The sequence below is a fragment of the Halomonas campaniensis genome (assembly GCF_014193375.1).
Lineage (GTDB): Bacteria > Pseudomonadota > Gammaproteobacteria > Pseudomonadales > Halomonadaceae > Halomonas > Halomonas campaniensis.
In genome coordinates, this window is record NZ_JACHZF010000033.1 from 1 (window position 1) to 17978 (window position 17978).

At 69.0% G+C, this 17978-nt stretch carries 16 protein-coding genes; 6 read left to right on the forward strand and 10 right to left on the reverse strand.

The window, feature by feature from the left end; genetic code table 11:
* The first annotated feature begins 177 nt into the window (after positions 1 to 177).
* Both BDK63_RS16680 and BDK63_RS16685 read left to right on the forward strand, forming a co-directional pair.
* Positions 178 to 348 carry a hypothetical protein gene (locus BDK63_RS16680; RefSeq protein ID WP_183334034.1) on the forward strand — a complete coding sequence of 57 codons (171 nt, stop codon included), beginning with the start codon at positions 178 to 180 and terminating at the stop codon, positions 346 to 348.
* A gap of 88 nt (positions 349 to 436) precedes the next feature.
* On the forward strand, positions 437 to 1114 hold the full coding sequence (locus BDK63_RS16685) for a TVP38/TMEM64 family protein (RefSeq protein WP_183334036.1): 678 nt from the start codon (positions 437 to 439) through the stop codon (positions 1112 to 1114).
* Positions 1115 to 1120: 6 nt separating this feature from the next.
* On the opposite strand, the gene BDK63_RS16690 is transcribed toward BDK63_RS16685, so the two are convergent.
* The 6 genes from BDK63_RS16690 to BDK63_RS16715 form a co-directional block, all read right to left on the reverse strand.
* The gene (locus BDK63_RS16690; RefSeq protein WP_183334038.1) at positions 1121 to 2707 is read right to left on the reverse strand and encodes a diguanylate cyclase; all 1587 of its coding nucleotides are present in this window, start codon (positions 2705 to 2707) and stop codon (positions 1121 to 1123) included.
* 106 nt (positions 2708 to 2813) lie between these two features.
* Positions 2814 to 3050 (reverse strand): DUF2789 domain-containing protein, encoded by a 237-nt coding sequence (locus tag BDK63_RS16695; protein WP_183334041.1) that lies wholly within the window; start codon positions 3048 to 3050, stop codon positions 2814 to 2816.
* 104 nt (positions 3051 to 3154) lie between these two features.
* Positions 3155 to 4216, reverse strand: a complete 1062-nt coding sequence (locus BDK63_RS16700) for an asparaginase (protein WP_183334043.1) — start codon at positions 4214 to 4216, stop codon at positions 3155 to 3157.
* A 148-nt stretch (positions 4217 to 4364) separates the two neighbouring features.
* Positions 4365 to 4655, reverse strand: a complete 291-nt coding sequence (locus BDK63_RS16705) for a type II toxin-antitoxin system RelE/ParE family toxin (RefSeq protein ID WP_183334045.1) — start codon at positions 4653 to 4655, stop codon at positions 4365 to 4367.
* Complete coding sequence (locus BDK63_RS16710) at positions 4643 to 4921, reverse strand: CopG family ribbon-helix-helix protein (protein WP_183334047.1); 279 nt, start codon at positions 4919 to 4921, stop codon at positions 4643 to 4645. The genes BDK63_RS16705 and BDK63_RS16710 overlap by 13 nt, the downstream gene beginning before the upstream one ends.
* 136 nt (positions 4922 to 5057) lie before the next feature.
* Positions 5058 to 5795 (reverse strand): SDR family NAD(P)-dependent oxidoreductase, encoded by a 738-nt coding sequence (locus BDK63_RS16715; protein WP_183334049.1) that lies wholly within the window; start codon positions 5793 to 5795, stop codon positions 5058 to 5060.
* 137 nt (positions 5796 to 5932) lie between these two features.
* Between BDK63_RS16715 and BDK63_RS16720 the strand changes: the two genes are divergently transcribed.
* Both BDK63_RS16720 and BDK63_RS16725 read left to right on the forward strand, forming a co-directional pair.
* Positions 5933 to 6910: a TAXI family TRAP transporter solute-binding subunit gene (locus BDK63_RS16720; RefSeq protein ID WP_183334051.1), complete on the forward strand. Its 978-nt coding sequence runs from the start codon at positions 5933 to 5935 to the stop codon at positions 6908 to 6910.
* Positions 6911 to 7001: 91 nt separating this feature from the next.
* A complete protein-coding gene (locus BDK63_RS16725; RefSeq protein ID WP_183334053.1) occupies positions 7002 to 8771 on the forward strand; it encodes a TRAP transporter permease in 1770 nt (589 codons plus the stop codon).
* A 24-nt stretch (positions 8772 to 8795) separates the two neighbouring features.
* On the opposite strand, the gene BDK63_RS16730 is transcribed toward BDK63_RS16725, so the two are convergent.
* The 4 genes from BDK63_RS16730 to BDK63_RS16745 all read right to left on the reverse strand — a co-directional run bounded on the left by BDK63_RS16730 (position 8796) and on the right by BDK63_RS16745 (position 13836).
* A complete protein-coding gene (locus tag BDK63_RS16730; RefSeq protein ID WP_183334055.1) occupies positions 8796 to 9341 on the reverse strand; it encodes a hypothetical protein in 546 nt (181 codons plus the stop codon).
* A gap of 66 nt (positions 9342 to 9407) precedes the next feature.
* Positions 9408 to 10616: an efflux RND transporter periplasmic adaptor subunit gene (locus BDK63_RS16735; protein WP_183334057.1), complete on the reverse strand. Its 1209-nt coding sequence runs from the start codon at positions 10614 to 10616 to the stop codon at positions 9408 to 9410.
* Between the two features lie 106 nt (positions 10617 to 10722).
* Positions 10723 to 13086, reverse strand: coding sequence for an ABC transporter permease (locus tag BDK63_RS16740; RefSeq protein WP_183334059.1), 2364 nt, complete (start codon positions 13084 to 13086; stop codon positions 10723 to 10725).
* Positions 13087 to 13104: 18 nt separating this feature from the next.
* Positions 13105 to 13836: an ABC transporter ATP-binding protein gene (locus tag BDK63_RS16745; protein ID WP_183334061.1), complete on the reverse strand. Its 732-nt coding sequence runs from the start codon at positions 13834 to 13836 to the stop codon at positions 13105 to 13107.
* Between the two features lie 253 nt (positions 13837 to 14089).
* Here BDK63_RS16745 and gyrA point away from each other — a divergent pair, with 253 nt between their 5' ends.
* A complete protein-coding gene (gyrA, locus tag BDK63_RS16750) occupies positions 14090 to 16807 on the forward strand; it encodes a DNA gyrase subunit A (RefSeq protein ID WP_183334063.1) in 2718 nt (905 codons plus the stop codon).
* A gap of 15 nt (positions 16808 to 16822) precedes the next feature.
* A complete protein-coding gene (gene serC, locus BDK63_RS16755) occupies positions 16823 to 17926 on the forward strand; it encodes a 3-phosphoserine/phosphohydroxythreonine transaminase (RefSeq protein ID WP_183334065.1) in 1104 nt (367 codons plus the stop codon).
* The last annotated feature ends 52 nt before the right edge of the window (positions 17927 to 17978 follow it).

Here is a 17978-nt window from a genome sequence, read left to right on the forward strand (position 1 = left end):
CATCGGGTGGCTCTGATCAGGCAGTGGCAGGAGGACCGAATTCTACCTCGCCGATGGCTGCGAGGCAGCTGCGGCGCGATTTATGCAGCGTTTCCTTAGCGAGCTATCTTTCCCCGTTGCCTTCTCAGGACTATGATGAAGGCATCGAGGCCGCCGGCCTCTCTCGAGGAACTCCCCATGATCAAGGGCCTTCTCTGGTGTTTCGCCGTCCTGGCGTTGCAGTTGGGCCTGTTGCGCTACGTGGATATCCGGGTGGCTGCCATGCCGCGGCTGGGCGATGGCCCGGCCATCGAGCCTCCGGTCGAGCCCGCTGCTGTCAATGCCGAGGCCAGCCGGCTGGATGCTTGAGGGTTAGCCGCGGGACCCGTTGCCCTGGCCGTGACCGGGCGGCGGCGGCATGGCACCATGGCGGTCAACGGATGACCGAGAACCCTCGATGCGCAACGAACCTCCGCTGAAACGCCCCTGGCGCTGGGTCGCCATTGGCGCCGCCATCCTGATGGCCGGCTACCTGTGGATCTGGCACTCGCCGGAACTCGCCGACGTGCAGCGCTGGGCCGATGAGGCGTCCCATCACCCGCTGGTCATCCTCTCGGTGATTCTGATCATGGCCGTGACCCTGGCCGTTGGCCTGCCCGGAAGCATCGGGCTCTGGCTGATCGCCCCCTTCTATTCGCCGCTGGCCGCCACTCCGATGCTGATCGTCGGCAGTGTGGCGGGAGCCCTGGGCGCCTACTACCTCTCGGCGCGTTTCAGCGACCGCTGGACACCCGGAACTCTCACCCAGAAGATCATGGGCAAGCTCGAGCGGCGCAGCGACTTTCTGACCCAGTGCGCGCTGCGGGTGTTGCCGGGCTTTCCCCACTCCGTGGTCAACTTCGCCGCCGGCCTGCTGCGGCTACCGCTGGGCACCTTCGTGATGGCGGCCATCATCGGCCTGGGGGTGAAGTGGGCGGTCTACGCCAGCGCCATCTACGGCGCCCTGGAGGCGGTGGAGAGCGAGGAGGCGCTGAGCCTCAGCGTGATCCTGCCGCTGGTGGCCCTGACGCTGCTGCTGCTAGCCGGCGCCTGGCTCAGGCGCCGGGTGGAGGCCAATGGCCGGCTGGTGGAGTAGGGGGCGCTACTGTCGGTAGGTGGCTGAGCCGTCGCGCCCGCTGCGCTTGACGTCATACATGCTCTGGTCCGCCGCGTCGATGAGCTCGCGTGCGTTCTTGAAGGGGCCGTCGTCCAGGCAGGCAATGCCGATGGAGACCGTGACATGCAGCGCTACCCCGTCGACATGGGCCATGGAGCGAGTCGTGAGGCATTCCGCCAGACGGTTCGCCATCGCTTGGGCTCCCTCCGACCGCTCGTCCGGCAGAATCACCAGAAATTCCTCGCCACCGTAGCGTCCCGCCAGGTCCCCTTCGCGAACGGACTCCTGCAGGGCTACCGCGAAATTCTCCAGCACCTGATCTCCCAGCTGATGACCATGGCGATCATTCAGCATCTTGAAGTGATCCAAGTCGATGAAGACCACTGACAGGGTTCGGTCCTGTTCCCGACAGAGCTGGAAACGCTCCTTGAGCTGCTCCTCAAGCCAGGCTCGGTTGGCAAGGCCGGTCAAGGCATCTCGTCGGCTGCGTTGTTCGAGCTCGGTCTGCCTCTGGCGCAGGGCGTCCATCTCGGCTTCGTGGGCATCGAGCCGGGCGGTCAGGGCCAGGGTCTGGCGAAACAGGTGCTGCTGGGCCTCCTCCAGCAGCGCCTGGTTGTCATAGGCCGGCGGAGAGGTGATGTCGAGGAGCTTCGTCATGCTGGGCAGCTGGTCCTGCACTTCATCGAGCAGTGTTGCCAGGGAGACCGGAAGGGTCTCTGACAGGGTCTCGAAGCGATGCAGGAGGCGAAAGAGGGCGCGGGGTGGGGAAGGCGAGAGCCAGGCATCGGCGACCGGCCCAGAGAGTCGCAGGCAGAGCATCTCGGGGGCGGTGGCGGAGAGCTCCCCATGGCTTTCCGCGATGCCGTGGGCCAGGTGTCCTGGTAGCCCCCAGTTGGCGGCGAGCCATCCACCGATCCTGGCGTGGTCGCAGCCGTACAGAGACTGCTCGGCGGCGACCAGGCTGTCGTGCCCTGTCGTTGACCGTATCTGCTGATGGTAGTCGTCCTCATCCAGGGCAATGGCGGCCAGGACCCCGATGTCCTGCAACAGGGCGATGGTGAACAGGGTGCCGGCTTTCTGTGGGCAGAGCCGTTCCGCGAGATGACGGGCGGCAAGGGCGGCGATGATGGCGCGTTGCCATAGGTAATCGAGATTCAGGCTCGTCATGTTGGCCCTGGCCAGCCCGAAGCTCATCACTGCGGCCAGTGTCGTGTCCAGGCCTACACGCGAAACCGCTTCCTGGCAGGTGTGGGACTCGATCCCCCGGCGGGAGTAGTAGGCGCTGTTGGCCAGGGACAAGAGCCGGAGCGTCAGCGCCGGGTCCTCTTCAATGGCCTTGGCGTAGTCCATCAGGCTGGCATCGGGGGAGCGGGCAACGGTCAGAACGCGAGCCACCGCCGCCGGCAGCGAAGGGAGCGTGTTGCATTCGGCAAGCCTGCCGTGGAAGGGCTCGGGAAGAGGTGGGAGGTCGATTGTGGTGCTGGTGTCGCGTTCACAGATCATCTCGGGCATCTCACCGGTGGGCGCCACCGTTTGGTAAGCACTGAATTCCTTGTTGACGCCGCGCGACACTGCGACGCCGGTTCACCCACCCTCCCGGTGGGTAAAGTTCATTTAATTCTGTGCTTTGGGCCCGGTCAAGCCGGATGATGCCTTTCCGCCGGTTCGGCTCGACCCCTCATGACTTGCGCAGCGAGGCATTGAGGTGGTCGACCACCTCGGCCCAGTCGGCATCCGCCTCGATGGCCTCGCGCAGGAACTCGGCCTGCCCCTCGTTCCAGCAGGGGGCGTCGGGCAGGGGGATCTCATCGGGGATCGGCCCGTTGCGCTCGATGAAGCGCTTGATGGCCTCCGGATCCGAGGCCAGGCCCAGCTGCTCGAAGAGTTCGGTGAAGGGGTGGTCGGGGTGTTCCATGGCGGCGCTCCTGTCCGTGGGAATCGAGGGGGTAAGATTACCCCCACCATAGCGGCTCGGGAGATGCCGTGCATGACCGGCGTCAACGCTACGGCCCGCCGCCGTCAGCGCTCGCCCACCAGCGGCGTCAGGAAGCGTCGGCGCCGCTCGGCATCTTCCAGCGGCTGGGCCAAGAGGTGTACCAGCTTGGCCATGGCGGCCTCCGGCGTCATCGTCTCTCCCGACATCACCCCGGCGGCCTTGAGCCCCTGGCCGGCGGCATATTCGCCGATGGCGATGCTGCCGTGGGGACACTGGCTGATCGCCGCGAGCAGCTTGCCCTCTCCGCTGGCCGCAGCCAGCGCCTCCAGCAGCGCCGGGTCATCCGGCGCGTTGCCACCTCCCCAGACCTCCAGCAGGGCACCCTGCAGCCGCGGGTCCTCCAGCCAGGCCGCCACCTGGCGGGCACTGATGCCCGGCCACACCACCAGCCGGGCGACCCCGCCGTCGGCCAGCGCCGTGTAGTCGGGCAGCTCGAAGAGGGGGGCGCCGCGCTGCTGGTGCGCCAGGCCGCGGCCGGGGAAGAGGACGGCGTCCTGGTCGACCCGCTCGCCGAGCAGCGGGTAGTTGGGGCTTGCGAAGGCGTCGTCGTCCCGGGTATGCCACTTGCGGGCGCGCACGCCGCGCAGCAGCTTGCCGCCGAAGGCGATCGCCACCTCCTGCAGGGCCGGGTTGGCGGCGAAGCGCAGGGCGAGCTCGAGATTGGCCAGGGCATCGCTGCCCGGGGCCTCCAGCGGGTGCATGGCGCCGGTTACGACCACCGGACGGTCGAGTCCCTGCAGCTGGAAGGCGAGGCTCGAGGCCGTCCAGGCCAGGGTGTCGGTGCCGTGCAGCACCACGATGCCGGCATGGTCGCGGTAGCGCCCGGCGATCTCACGGCCCAGGCGCTGCCAATCACGTGGGGTGGCGGCGCTGGAATCGATGGGCTCCGGGAAGGCCAGCACATCAAAAGCCGGCAGGCTGGCCTGTCGGGCGGGCGGCAGGGTGGCCAGCGCCCGCGCCAGGCGCGGCTCGATGTCGCCCCCAGGTGCCAGGCCGTCCGGTGTCTCCACCATGCCCAGGGTGCCGCCGGTGTAGAGCACCAGCAGGGGGCGTTCGGTCAGGGGCGTGGCGTGGGGGCTGGTCATGGGCGGCTCCGGCGGGTTGGCGAGTCGCCAATGATCGCGGGCCCGCGGGTTGCCTTCAAGTGAAGTGGTCCGATGGGAGCGGACGCCCCGGTAGGCCTCATGATGAAATGGCTGCCCGAGAGTGATCCGGCGGTTCGAGTGCTTCCCGTCAGAAGCCGGCTTCTCTCTGGTGGCGAATGGCCAGCACCACCACCGTGTCACCGTTCAAGCGATATCTCGCGATGTAACCGCCATCGCCAAAATCAATCAACCAGTCCCGGTACTCATCTGGGAGATCGTCGATCGGACGTCCGATATTCGGGAATTTTCCAAGCTCCTGGATGCCGCTGATGATCGCCCTGGCGGCTCCCTCAGCGGCAGCTGGGTTCTTTGGTCGAAGGAACTCACGCAGACGCTCCAGATCCCGGACGGCTGCCGGGGCAAAGATCACTTGTGGCATGAGGGAGCCGGCACCTCATCATCCTTCCCCCAGCTGACTAGCCATTGCTCTACTTCATCAGCAGTCGCATGCAGTCCAGTCGCCTGGTAATCCTCCCACGCGTTCAGGGCGTCCTGCCTCAAGGCCTCCCGTCGCTCTTCTCGCTTCACATACTGCTCGATGGCTTCACGCATCAGCCAGTGCGCAGATCGCTGACGGGCGTCAGCCAGTTGCTGGATCCGACCTTTCAGGTCGTCATCGAGCTTGATGGATGTTGGTCTTGTCATACCGACACCAGTAGCCAAAGGTAATACTTAGTATTATAGGGATTGGAACGACTCCCGGCAAAGTGCGATGAACCGCTCTAAGGCCGGCTCCGATGGATTGGCTAACCGCCAATGATCGCGGGCCCTCGAGCTGCCTTCAAGAGGCGCCCAGGGCGGCGGTAGCCCCGCCATCGATCACCAGGGTGTCGCCGGTGATGAAGGTGTTATCAGGCGAGGCGAGCCAGGCCACGGCCCGGGCGACCTCCGCGGCGGTGGCCACCCGCCCGATTGGCGTGGCGTCCTGCCAGCGCCGCCGGGATGCCGATCGGGCATCCTGCATGCCGGCAGCCACGGGCCCGGGGGCGACGGCGTTGACCAGGATGCCGTGGGGCGCCAGTTCCACGGCCAGGGCGCGGGTCAGCGACAGGATGGCCCCCTTGCACATGGCGTAGGCCGACCGCTCGGCCGTGGTGCGAAGGCCATGGGCCGAGGCCAGGTTGACGATATGGCCGCCGCCGGTTGCCATCATCTGCCGAGACGCCGCCTGCAGGGCCTGGAAGACGCCGGCGACATTCACCGCCAGCATCCGGTCGAGTGCCTCCCGGGGGACGTCGATGAAGGGCCCGCGGTGAATCACGCCGGCCGCGTTGATGCAGGCACCCAGCCCGAGCTCGCTTTCCCCGACGCGGGCGAAGGCCTGCTCGATGCTGGCCGGGTTGGCGAGGTCGCAGGCGATGAAGGGCGTGCGTTCCGGCCAGGCCGCCTGCAGGGCGGCCAGACTCGGCCGAGCGGATGCCTGGTCGAGCAGGAACACCGCGTCACCGGCTTCCAGCAGCGCCTCGGCGATAGCCTGGCCGATGCCGCCGGCGGCTCCGATGACGGCCACTCCTCGCATGGTCAATTCCTTGATGTCTAATGTGCCGAAAATCGGCATGATAGGGCCTTGGCGATCGGCTGACGGGCCGATGGCCGCGATAACCTACAACAAGGCGCCGCCTGCGCCAAACTGGATACATGCCAAGGGAGAGATCGATGTCACCGATCAACCGACCGTTTGCCCGCACCCTGCTGGCCTCCGCCACCGCCGTGCTGATGGGCGTCTCTGCGCTCTCCGCTCAGGCCGAGACCCGCGTCACCTACAAGTCCGCATCGGCCGGCACGGCCTACTATCAGATGGGCGTGGAGCTGTCCGAGGCGATCCGCCAGGGCACCGATGGCGAGGTGGTACTGACCCTCGAGGAGAGCCAGGGCTCGGTACAGAACGTGATGGAGGTGGTGGCCAGGCAGGGCAACTATGTCTTCACCACGCCGCCGGCGCTGGTCACCCAGGCCGCGGCCGGCGAAGGCCCGTTCGCCGAGCGCCCCAATCCGCGCTTCGAGGAGATCCGGGGCCTCTTCCCGATTCCGGCCATCACCATGCACTTCGTGCTGGCCGGTGACGAGGGCGTCGTCGGCCTGGACGCCCTGGAGGACAAGCATATCCTGATCGGTCGCGGCACCTTCGGGGCCCGCGAGGCCGAGCGCTACCTCGAGCTCTTCGAGATGATGGACAAGGTGCGCATCGCCAACGCCGAGATCGGCAGCGGCCCGGATGCCCTCAAGAACGGCCAGATCGACGCCTTCGTCACAGCGAGCTCCTTCCCCACGCCCAACGTCATCGAGACCGCCGCGAGCATGCCGATCAGCCTGGTCAGCCTGACCGACGAGCAGATCGAGCAGACCGGTGCCGCCCGCCAGACCATTCCGGCCGGCACCTATTCCGGCGTCGATCAGGACGTCGAGACCACCTCGCTGCCGGTCATCGCCTACACCACCACCGGCATGGATGACGACACCGCCTATACCCTGACCCGGACCTTCTGGGAGCGCCGCGAGGCGATGGCCGAGGAGACGGCCTGGTGGGGCGGCATCACCCACGACATGATCGGCAACATCGCCGGCACCCTGCACCCGGGTGCCGTGCGCTACTACGACGAAGCAGGCATCGAGATCCCCGATCACCTGCGCTGAGCCCGTCGCTGCACCCGGCCGGGTCTCGCGCCCGGCCGGGTGATGGATCCCGGGCCGGCCAGGGGCCGGCCGCGTCGTCAAGGCACTCTCCATGCTGCAACCCGTTTCCCGCCTGCACCCGGTCTGGGTGGTGCTGGGCGCCGTCACCGTCATCTTCCATATCGGGCTGATCTTCTACGGGCTGACGCCGGCCCTGGTCAGCCGGCCCATCCACATGGCGCTGGCCCTGCCGTGGATCCTGATCTTCGCCGCCCGCACCCCCTTCGAGCGCGCCAGCGGCTGGTTGCTGACGCTGCTGGGCGTGGCCGCCTGCGGCTATATCGCCCTCAACGAGTCGATGCTGGCCAACCAGTACGGCTTCATCTACGGCCACCTGCAGATGGGGGTCGGCGTCTTCCTGATCTTCCTGGCCCTGGAGGCGGCGCGCCGGGCGATCGGCTGGCCGCTGCCGCTGGTGGCGCTGCTGGCACTGGCCTATGCGGTGTTTGGCGAGCATATCCCCGGGCAGTTCGGTCACCCCGGGCTGCCCATGCAGAGCTTCGTGGGTACCCTGACCATTGCCGAAGGCGGGCTCTGGGGCAAGCTGACCGGCGTCAGCGTCGGGGTGGTGGCGATCTTCGTGATCTTCGGTGCCATGCTCAACGCCGGCGAGGCGGGCCGCGGCTTCATGAACATGGCCAGCGCCTGTGCCGGTCGCCTGACCGGGGGGGCGGCCAAGGTGTCGGTGATCTCCTCGGCGCTGATGGGCTCGATCTCGGGGTCGGCCTCGGCCAACGTGGCCTCCACCGGGGCGATCACCATCCCGACCATGACACGGCTGGGCTATCCCCGGTCGCTGGCCGGTGGCGTGGAGGCGGTGGCCTCGTCGGGCGGACAGATCATGCCGCCGCTGATGGGCGCGGGGGCCTTCGTGATGGTCGAGCTCACCGGCACGCCCTATACCCAGATCATGGCAGCGGCACTGCTGCCGGCGATCCTCTATTTCGTCACCGTGTGGGTGGGCATCAACGCCTATGCCACCCGGCATGACCTGCGCCCCATGGCGGCAAGCGAGCAGCCCGCCGCCAAGGAGGTGCTGATCACCTCGCTGTTCTTTGCCGTACCCTTCGTGATCCTGCTCGAGCGGATCTTCCTCGGCGGCTATACGCCCCAGTACGCGGCCAGCATCGCGGTCTTCGCCGGCATGCTGCTGCTGTTCTTCGACGTGACGCTCACCTTTTCGCTGCGCGGCTTCGCCTCGCGCCTGGCCGAGGCGCTGGTCACGGCAGGGCGGCAGGTGGCGGTGATCGGGGCGATCATCATCTGCGCCTCGCTGGTGATCGGCGTGCTGTCGCTCACCGGCCTCGGGGTCAAGATCACCTCCGGTATCCTCTCGCTCTCCAACGAGATGCTGTGGCCGGCCCTGCTGCTCACCGCGCTGGCCTGCCTGGTGCTGGGCATGGAGGTGCCGACCACCGCCGCCTACGTGATCTGCGTCTCGGTGGCTGGCCCGGCCCTCACGGCCCTGGGGCTGGAGCCGCTGCTGGCCCACCTCTTCGTGTTCTGGTTCGCGCTGCTCTCGACCATCACGCCGCCGGTCTGCGGCGGGGTCTTCATCGCCGCGGGCATGGTCGGCGAGAACTGGCTGAAGGTGGCGATGAAGGCCATGGCGCTGGGCATCGGCCTCTACATCATCCCGCTGGCCATGGTGGCCAACCCCGACGTGATCCGGCTCGGCCACGACCCGGTCTGGGCGGTGTTCGATGCCGTGAAGATCGCGGTCGGTCTCACCGCCATCTCCTTCGGGGTGATCGCCCGCCGGGCCGCCTGGCTGCGCGGGCTGCTGGTGGTGGTCGGCGCCCTGGTCATCTTCGCCCTCTGAGCCGCTGGCCCGCGGCCTGGCGGCTCAGTAGACCCGGGGGTCGGTGGCCGGCAGCGGGGTAGGGCCGAACACCGCCCAGACATCCAGGGCGGGACCCAGGTCCTCCACCAGCCGCAGCCGGCCCGGGTGCGCGTCGAGTACCTCGAGGGCGCAGATGCCGGCCTCGAACTGGCCGGCCAGCAGGCCTTCCGCCACGGTGACGATGGAGGGCTGCTCGATCAGTTCGTCGTAGCCGGAAAGGTCGGTGTAGTGGCGAGTGGCCGGCTGCAGGCCCAGGGTGCGAGGGTGGGGCACCTCGGCCCGCGCCAGGACCGCCAGCGGCTTGCTGCCGGCAATGAAGGCGTCCACCGGGAACAGCCGGTGCATGTAGCGGCCGACGCACTCGCCGTGGGTAGGGTGGGCGGTGCACTGCAGGACGCGGTCCACGTCGCCGGCCAGCAGGGCCGCGAAGGCCTCCTCGAAGGTCGGCAGCAGCCGGATCTCGCCCCCGCCGGGGGCGTTGGCCTGCAGGTAGCGTCCCGCCACCAGTTCGTGGTTGCTGCCCGCCGGGCCCAGGGTTGCGATGCGCATGGGGTGAGACTCCAGATGAGGGAGCCAACAGCATAAACCCCTTGTCGCTGACTGGCCCATGGCGAGTCACTCCTCCACCCGCACCCTCACGCCGTCGTCCACCCGCTCGCCGGGGTGGGTGATGACCAGCTCGCCCGCTTCCAGGCCGTCGAGCAGCTGGGTGGTCAACCCGCTGCGGCGGCCGGGCGTCACCGGCACCTGTCGGGCGCGGCCGTCGTCCAGGGTGAAGACCGCCCAGTCGCCGTCGGCGCGGAACAGCGCGCTGGTGGGCAGCTGCAGCACCTCGTCGGCCTCCCAGACCCGGAACTCGGCGTCGACCCGGAAGCCGCTGCCCAGGCCCAGGGCGGCAGGGTCGGCGTCCTCGGCGAAGTCGATGATCACCGGCACCCGCTGCTCGTCGACCCCCAGCGCCGAGACGCGGGTGTAGCCGGCGGGCTCGATGCGGCGCACCTGGCCCGCCAGCGGCTCGCCGCCCCAGCCGGTGATGCGCACCGCCATGCCGGGCCGCACCCGCACCGCGTCCATGGAGAGCAGGTCCACCTGGATCTCCAGGTCGGCCAGGCTGCCCAGCTCCAGGATCGGCTCGCCGGCCGCCACGCTGCCCTCGCAGCAGCGGTAGCGGGTCAGCACCGTGCCGGCGATGGGCGCGCGCACCTCCAGCTCGGGGTGCTCGATGTCGCCGCGCTGGCCGCTGGCCACCGCCAGCACCGCCCGGGCGCTCTCCACCTCGAAGCGGGCGGCCTCCACGCTGGAGGTGGCGGCGCTCTCGATGGAGCGCTGGCGGTCGCGCTGGCTCTGGCGCTGCTCCAGGTCGGCGGTGGAGACCAGGTTGCGCTGGTGCAGCTGGCGGTAGCGGTCGTACTCGGCGTCGGCGAAGCGCCGCTCGGCCCGGGCGGTCTCCAGGTTGGCCCGGGCGGCGCGCAGCCGCGCCTCGGCGGCCTGCAGGGCGTCCTCGGCCTGCAGGCGCGAGCGCGGGTCCAGGGCCGGGGCGGGGCTCGGCTCCAGGCGGAACAGCGTCTGGCCCTGCTCGACCTCGTCGCCGACCTCCAGCATCACCCGCTGCAGGTAGCCGGCGATGGGCACCGAGACGTTCCAGGTGTCGCGCAGCCGCGTGCGGCCCTCCTCGATCACCGCGTCGACGAAGGGGCCGGCGGTGACCCGGGCCACGCTGACCGGCACCGGCGCCGGGCGCAGCGCCCAGGCCAGCAGGGCGAGCAGCGCCAGGGCCAGCAAGCCCCACAGCAGGCGTCGACTCCAGGGGTGGCGTGATGTCATGGAGGGATCTCCCTAGGGTTCCTTGGGGGGCACAGATCAATCGGGCTCCCACTCGTCGTTTCATGTCTTGGTGGCATGAATCACGCCACTGCCGGCTCGGCGCTTATTACTCCACCGCCTTCAACACGCGGATCTTGTCCAGGCGCCCGAGGCGGCGAACCACCAGCAGCCCCACCAGCAGCGAGGCGGCCAGCACCCCGCCGGCGGCGATGCCGAAGGCCTGGGGCGTCAGCACCAGCGGGATGCGGAACAGGTCGCTGCTGAAGGCCTGGTTGAGCAGCCGTGCGAAGCCGATGCCGATGGCCCAGCCCAGCGGGATCGCCGCCAGGGTGAGCAGGGCGATCTCGCCGAGCAGGATGCGGGCCACCTCGGCGCGGGTATAGCCCAGCACCTGCAGGGTGGCGAGCTCCCGGGCGCGCTCGGCGAAGGCGATCCGCGCATTGTTGTAGACCACCCCGAAGCTGATCGAGGTGGCGATGGCCACGAACACCAGGGCGAATACCAGGATGGTCTCGTCCATGTAGTCGCGGATGCCGCGCTCGGCCTCGCGGAGCAGCCCGATCGAGGCGACCCCGGGCATCTCCCAGAGGGCCGCGTTGAGCGCCTCGGTGCGGTCGGGGTCCACCAGCAGCCAGGCCCCGCTGATCGCCGGGCCCTCGCGCATCAGCGCGTTGAGCCCCTCGCGGGTCATATAGGCGCCCACGCCCAGCGGCTCGTCCACCAGGGCGGTGAGCGACAGGCCGACCCGGCGGCGCTGGCCCTCCATGATTGCCACCTCCAGGGTGTCGCCCAGCCGCGCGCCCAGTTCGTCCGCCAGGTGGCGGGTGAGCATCACCCCCTCCTCGGGCAGGCGCTGCGGGCGTCCCGCGCCGTCCAGCACCTGGCGCAGCGCCGGCTCGGGCTCCATGCCCAGCAGGCTGGTGCGGTAGCGCCGGTGGCCGTGGACCAGGGTGACCGGCACCCGCCGCCAGGTCTCCACGGCCAGCACGCCGGGCTGGTGGCGCAGCTCCCCGGCGGCCCGGGCCGGCGTCGCCTCGGTGAAGGTCAGCTCCACGTCCATGCGCAGCACCTGGCGATACTGCTGGTCGATCATGGCATCCACGGCGTCGAGCTGGTAGGCGCCCATCATCAGTAGCCCGGCGGAGAGCGCGATGCCCGCCACCGAGAAGCCGGCCTTGGCCGGATGGCGGCTCAGGTGGCGGAGGATGATGCGCCCCTCGTGGCCGAGCAGGGCGCCGGGCAGCAGGCGCTCCAGCCAGCTGCGCCGGAAGCGCGCCGGGGCTGGCGGGCGCATCGCCTCGGCGGGCGGACGGCTGACCGCCTGCCACACCGCGTGCCAGGTGCCGACCAGGGCGGCCAGCAGTGCCACCGCCAGCGACAGGGCCAGCGCCCAGGCGGGCACCCGGAAGACCAGCGCCGGGAAGCGGAAGTACTCGCGGTAGAGGCCGGCCAGGCCGCCGGCGGCCCAGGCGCCCAGCGCCACCCCCAGCGCCCAGCCGGCCAGCACGATGGCGCCGGCCATCAGGCCGTAGTGGCGGGCCAGCTCGCCATCGGTGTAGCCGAAGGCCTTGAGCACTGCGAGCGGCTCGCGCTGGGTCTGGATGATGCGCCCCATGACCACGTTGAGCAGGAAGGCCGAGACCGCCAGGAAGATGGTCGGCAGCACGGTGGCCTGGATGCGCTGCTGGTTGAGTTCCTCCTCGATGAAGCGGTGGGACTGCTGGTCGTGGCGGGTGGTGGCGCCGGTGCCGCCGTAGCGCGCCAGGGCCAGGTCCAGGGCATCGATCACCCGCTTCTCGTCGGCCCCGGCCTGCAGGGTGAGCGAGAGGTGGTTGAAGGCGCCGCGCATGCCGTAGGCGCTGGCCAGGGCGCGCTCGTTCATCCAGATCACCGCGTAGCGGCGGTAGTCCGGCATCAGGTCGGTGGGCGCGGCCTGGTAGAGGAACTCGGGGCTCAGGGCGACGCCGGCCAGGCGCAGGGTGGTGTGGCGACCGTCGATGATCGCCTCCAGGGCGTCGCCGGGCGCCAGGCCGTGGGCCTCGGCGAAGGCATCGCTGACCACCACCTGGTCGTCCCGGCCGGGCTCGGGGAGGCCGCCCGCCACCAGCTGCAGGCGGTTGAGGGTCGGCTGGCGCCCGTCGGGGACCGACAGCATCATGCCGCGGATCGGGTCGGCGTAGCCGGGCAGCGCCAGGCGCACCGCGGCGCGCACCTGCGGATCGACGAGGTTGACCCCCTCGATCGCCTGCAGCTGGTCGACCAGGCCGAGGGGCGCGCGCTTGACGTCGGCGAACACCTCGGCGAAGTGGTGGCTGGCGTAGAAGCGATCCCGGGAGCCGGAGAGCGCCTCCAGGGTGGTCACCGCCAGGATCAGCGTCATCACGCCGCTGGCGATCACCACCGCGATGGCCAGCCCCTGGCCCTTGAGACGCCAGAGGTCGCGGACGAGCTTGCGGTCGAGGGTCAGCATGGGGTCGCGTCCATGGCGTCACCAGCGCAGGTCTTGGGCGGGGCGGCGCCGCGGATTGACGTGGATCTCGTCGACCCGGCCGTCGCGCAGGCGGATCACCCGGTCGGCCATCTCGCCGATCACCTCGTTGTGGGTGATGATCGCGACCGTGGTGCCGGTCTCGCGGTTGACCCGCTCCAGCACCTCGAGCACGCGGATGCCGGTACGGAAGTCCAGGGCGCCGGTGGGCTCGTCGCAGAGCAGCACGTCGGGCTGCTTGGCCACCGCCCGGGCGATGGCCACCCGCTGCTGCTCGCCGCCGGAGAGCTGGGAGGGGAAGTGGTCCAGGCGTGCCTCGAGGCCGACCAGGGCCAGCGCCGCCTCGGGCGGCATGGGGTCGCGGCTGATCTCGGTGACGATGGCCACGTTCTCCCGGGCGGTCAGGCTCGATATCAGGTTGTAGAACTGGAAGACGAAGCCCACGTGGTGGCGCCGGAAACGGGTCAGCTCGCGCTGGCTGGCGTGGCTCAGGTCGTGGTCGTGGCCCTCGGCGTCGACATAGTGCACCTCGCCCTCGGTGGGGCTGTCGAGCCCGCCGAGGATGTTGAGCAGCGTGGACTTGCCGGAGCCCGACGCCCCCAGCATCACCAGCAGCTCGCCGCGGTGCAGCGCCAGGTCGACTCCCTGCAAGGCCGGGATGGTGACGTCGCCCATGCGGTAGAGGCGGGTCAGCCCGCGGGTGGCGAAGACCACCTCCTTGCCGTTCTCCATCTGCGGGCATCCCTTTCGTCGCCGGTGCCCACAGTCTAGCCGCATCCGGTGAAGTCGATGGTGCGGGGGATTCGGCGGTGTCAAGACAGCGGGGCGCCTGTCGGCGCCAATCGCGCAATGAATTGCCCTCCTACGAAGGGCTAGCAACTGCCTTTGCCTCGCCCGGGGTGGTATGATGGCAGGCTGATATGGCGCCCTCGGCGACCCCGGGGTGAGCGGCCAACCTGTTGCAGTGCAAAGGATTCGACGACCCATGGGTGACATCGCCAGAGAGATTCTGCCAGTCAACATCGAGGACGAGCTCAAGCAGTCGTACCTCGATTACGCGATGAGCGTGATCATCGGCCGAGCGCTGCCGGACGTGCGTGACGGTCTCAAGCCGGTTCACCGGCGCGTGCTGTTCGCCATGCACGAGCTGGGCAACGACTGGAACAAGCCCTACAAGAAGTCCGCCCGCGTGGTGGGCGATGTCATCGGTAAGTATCACCCCCACGGTGACAGCGCCGTCTACGACACCATCGTGCGCATGGCCCAGGATTTCTCCATGCGCCACGTGCTGGTGGACGGCCAGGGCAACTTCGGCTCCATCGACGGCGACAGCGCCGCCGCCATGCGTTACACCGAGGTGCGCATGGCCCGGCTGGCCCACGAGCTGCTGGCCGACCTGGAGAAGGACACCGTCGACTGGGTCGACAACTACGACGGCACCGAGCGCATCCCCGAGGTGCTGCCCACCAAGGTCCCCAACCTGCTGATCAATGGCTCGTCGGGGATCGCCGTGGGCATGGCGACCAACATCCCGCCCCACAACATGGGCGAGATCATCGACGCCTGCCTGGCGCTGATCGACGACTACACCCTCACCGTCGACGACCTGATGGAGCACGTGCCCGGCCCGGACTTCCCCACCGGCGGCATCATCAACGGCCGTGCCGGCATCCTCGAGGCCTACCGCACCGGCCGCGGGCGCATCTACGTGCGCGCCTGCCACACCATCGAGCATGACGACAAGTCGGGCCGCGACCACATCATCGTCACCGAGCTGCCCTACCAGGTGAACAAGGCGCGGCTGATCGAGAAGATCGCCGAGCTGGTCAAGGACAAGAAGATCGAGGGCATCGCCGAACTGCGCGACGAGTCCGACAAGGACGGCCTGCGGGTGGTGATCGAGGTCAAGCGCGGCGAGTCCGGCGAGGTGGTGGTCAACAACCTCTTCGCCCAGACCCAGCTGCAGAGCGTCTTCGGCATCAACATGGTGGCCATCGAGGATGGCCAGCCGAAGATCATGAACCTCAAGGAGATCCTCGAGGCCTTCATCCGCCACCGCCGCGAGGTGGTCACCCGCCGCACGCTGTTCGAACTGAAGAAGGCCCGCGAGCGCGGCCATATCCTCGAAGGCCTCACCGTCGCCATCTCCAACATCGACGAGGTGATCGAGCTGATCAAGGCCTCGCCGAACGCCGCGGAGGCCAAGGAGAAGCTGCTGGCCCGCACCTGGCCGCCCGGCCAGGTCACCGGCATGCTGGAGCGCGCCGGCGCCACCTCCTGCAAGCCCGAGGAGCTGGAGGAGGGCTTCGGCCTCGACAACGTGGGCGCCTCCTACCGCCTCTCGCCGGCCCAGGCCCAGGCGATCCTCGAGCTGCGCCTGCACCGCCTGACCGGCCTGGAGACCGAGAAGCTCCTCGACGAGTACCTCGGCATCCTCGAGAAGATCGCCGAGCTGATGGCGATCCTGGCCTCCAGCGAGCGCCTGCTGGAGGTGATCCGCGAGGAGCTCACCGCCGTCCGCGACCAGTTCGGCGACCCGCGCCGCACCGAGATCCAGGCCAGCCACCTGGATCTGCGCCTCGAGGACCTGATCGCCGAGGAGGACATGGTGGTCACCGTGTCCCGCTCCGGCTACGCCAAGACCCAGCCGCTCTCCGACTACCAGGCCCAGCGCCGCGGCGGTCGCGGCAAGTCGGCCACGGCCATGAAGGACGAGGACGTCATCGAGCACCTGCTGGTGGCCTCGACCCACGATACCGTGCTGCTGTTCTCCAACCGCGGCAAGGTCTACTGGCTCAAGGTCTACGAGATGCCCAACGCCAGCCGCGGCTCCCGGGGCAAGCCGCTGGTCAACATGCTGCCGCTGGAGGAGGGCGAGTCGATCAACGCCATCCTGCCGGTGCGCGACTATGACCCCGAGCACTACATCTTCTTCGCCACCGCCAAGGGCACGGTGAAGCGCACCAGCCTGGAGCAGTTCTCGCGGCCGCGCAGCGTGGGCCTGATCGCCATCGATCTGGAGGAGGACGACCGCCTGGTGGGCGCCGCCATCACCTCGGGCAGCGACCACGTGATGCTGCTCTCCTCCAACGGCAAGGCGATCCGCTTCGAGGAGGGTAACGTACGCGCCATGGGCCGAACCGCCCGCGGCGTGCGCGGCATGCGCCTGCTGGATAACGCCGAGGTGATCAGCCTGATCATCCCCCAGAGCCAGCTGATCGACGCAGAGGCCGACGTTGAAAATGGGGCGGAGAGCGAGGCCGAGGCCGGGGAGGGCGCCAACGTCGAGAACGGCAACGGTGGCCAGATCTACATCCTCACCGCCTCCGAGAACGGCTACGGCAAGCGCAGCCGGCTGGAGGAGTTCCCGCTGCGCGGCCGCGGCGGCCAGGGCGTCATTGCCATGCAGACCAGCGAGCGCAACGGATCGCTGGTCGCCGCCATGCAGGTCTACTCCGCCGACGAGATGATGCTGATCACCGACCGCGGCACCCTGGTGCGGACCCGCGTGGAGGAGGTCTCCATCACCTCGCGTAACACCCAGGGCGTGATGCTGATCCGCCTGGGCAACGACGAGAAGCTGGTCAAGACCGTGCGCATCGACGAGCCGGGCGACGCTTCGCCGGAAGAGGTGCCGGAAGCTGATGCCGAGCTCGACGCGGACGAGGGAAATGACGCCGCCGGGCCGGATGCCGAGGATTAAGGGAATACAACGCCGATGACACGCCACTACAACTTCTGCGCCGGACCGGCCGCGCTGCCCACCACCGTGCTGGAGCGGGCCCGCGACGAGCTGCTGGACTATCAGGGCCGCGGCCTCTCGGTGATGGAGATGAGCCACCGTGCCCCCGAGTATGTCGCCATCGCCGAGAAGGCAGAGGCCGACCTGCGCGAGCTGCTGGCCATCCCGGCCAACTACAAGGTGCTCTTCACCCAGGGCGGGGCCACCCAGCAGTTCGCCGCGGTGCCCTACAACCTGCTGGGCGCCGGTGGCCGGGCCAACTTCCTGACCACCGGGATCTGGGGCAAGAAGGCCCTGGCCGAGGCCCGCCACCTGTTCGGCGATGCCCACGTGGCCGCCTCCAGCGAGGCCAACGGCCACCACGCGGTGCCGCGCCAGGAGGACATCGTGCTCTCCGACGATGCCGCCTACCTGCACTACACCGCCAATGAGACCATCGGCGGCCTGGAGTTCGACTACATCCCCGAGGTGCGCCGCCTGGACGGCTCCGAGGCGCCGCTGGTCTGCGACATGTCCTCCAGCATCCTCTCCGGGCCGCTGGACGTGTCGAAGTTCGGCGTCATCTACGCCGGCGCCCAGAAGAACATCGGCCCTGCGGGCCTGGTGGTGGTGATCGTGCGCGACGACCTGCTCGACCGTGCCCGCGCCGACATGCCCTCGCTGTTCGGCTACCAGGCCCTGGCGGAGGCCGGCTCCATGATCAACACCCCGGCGACCTACAGCTGGTACCTGGCCGGCCTGGTGTTCGAGTGGCTCAAGGATGACGTCGGCGGCCTGGCTGCCATGGACGCCATCAACGCCCGCAAGGCGCGCAAGCTCTATGCCGCCATCGATGGGAGCGAGCTCTACTCGAACCCCATCGACCTGCGCAACCGCTCGCGGATGAACGTGCCCTTCGTGCTGGCGGACGAGCGCCTGGACAAGCCGTTCCTGGCCGAGGCCGAGGCGGCGGGGCTGTTGAACCTCAAGGGGCACCGCAGCGTCGGCGGTATGCGCGCGAGCCTCTACAACGCGGTACCTGAAGCCGCTGTGGATGCGCTGATCGCCTTCATGGCCGATTTCGAGAAGCGGCGGGGCTAAGCGCTGGTTGCTATTCGCTAGGCACTGGACACATTACGAACCTTAGGGGACA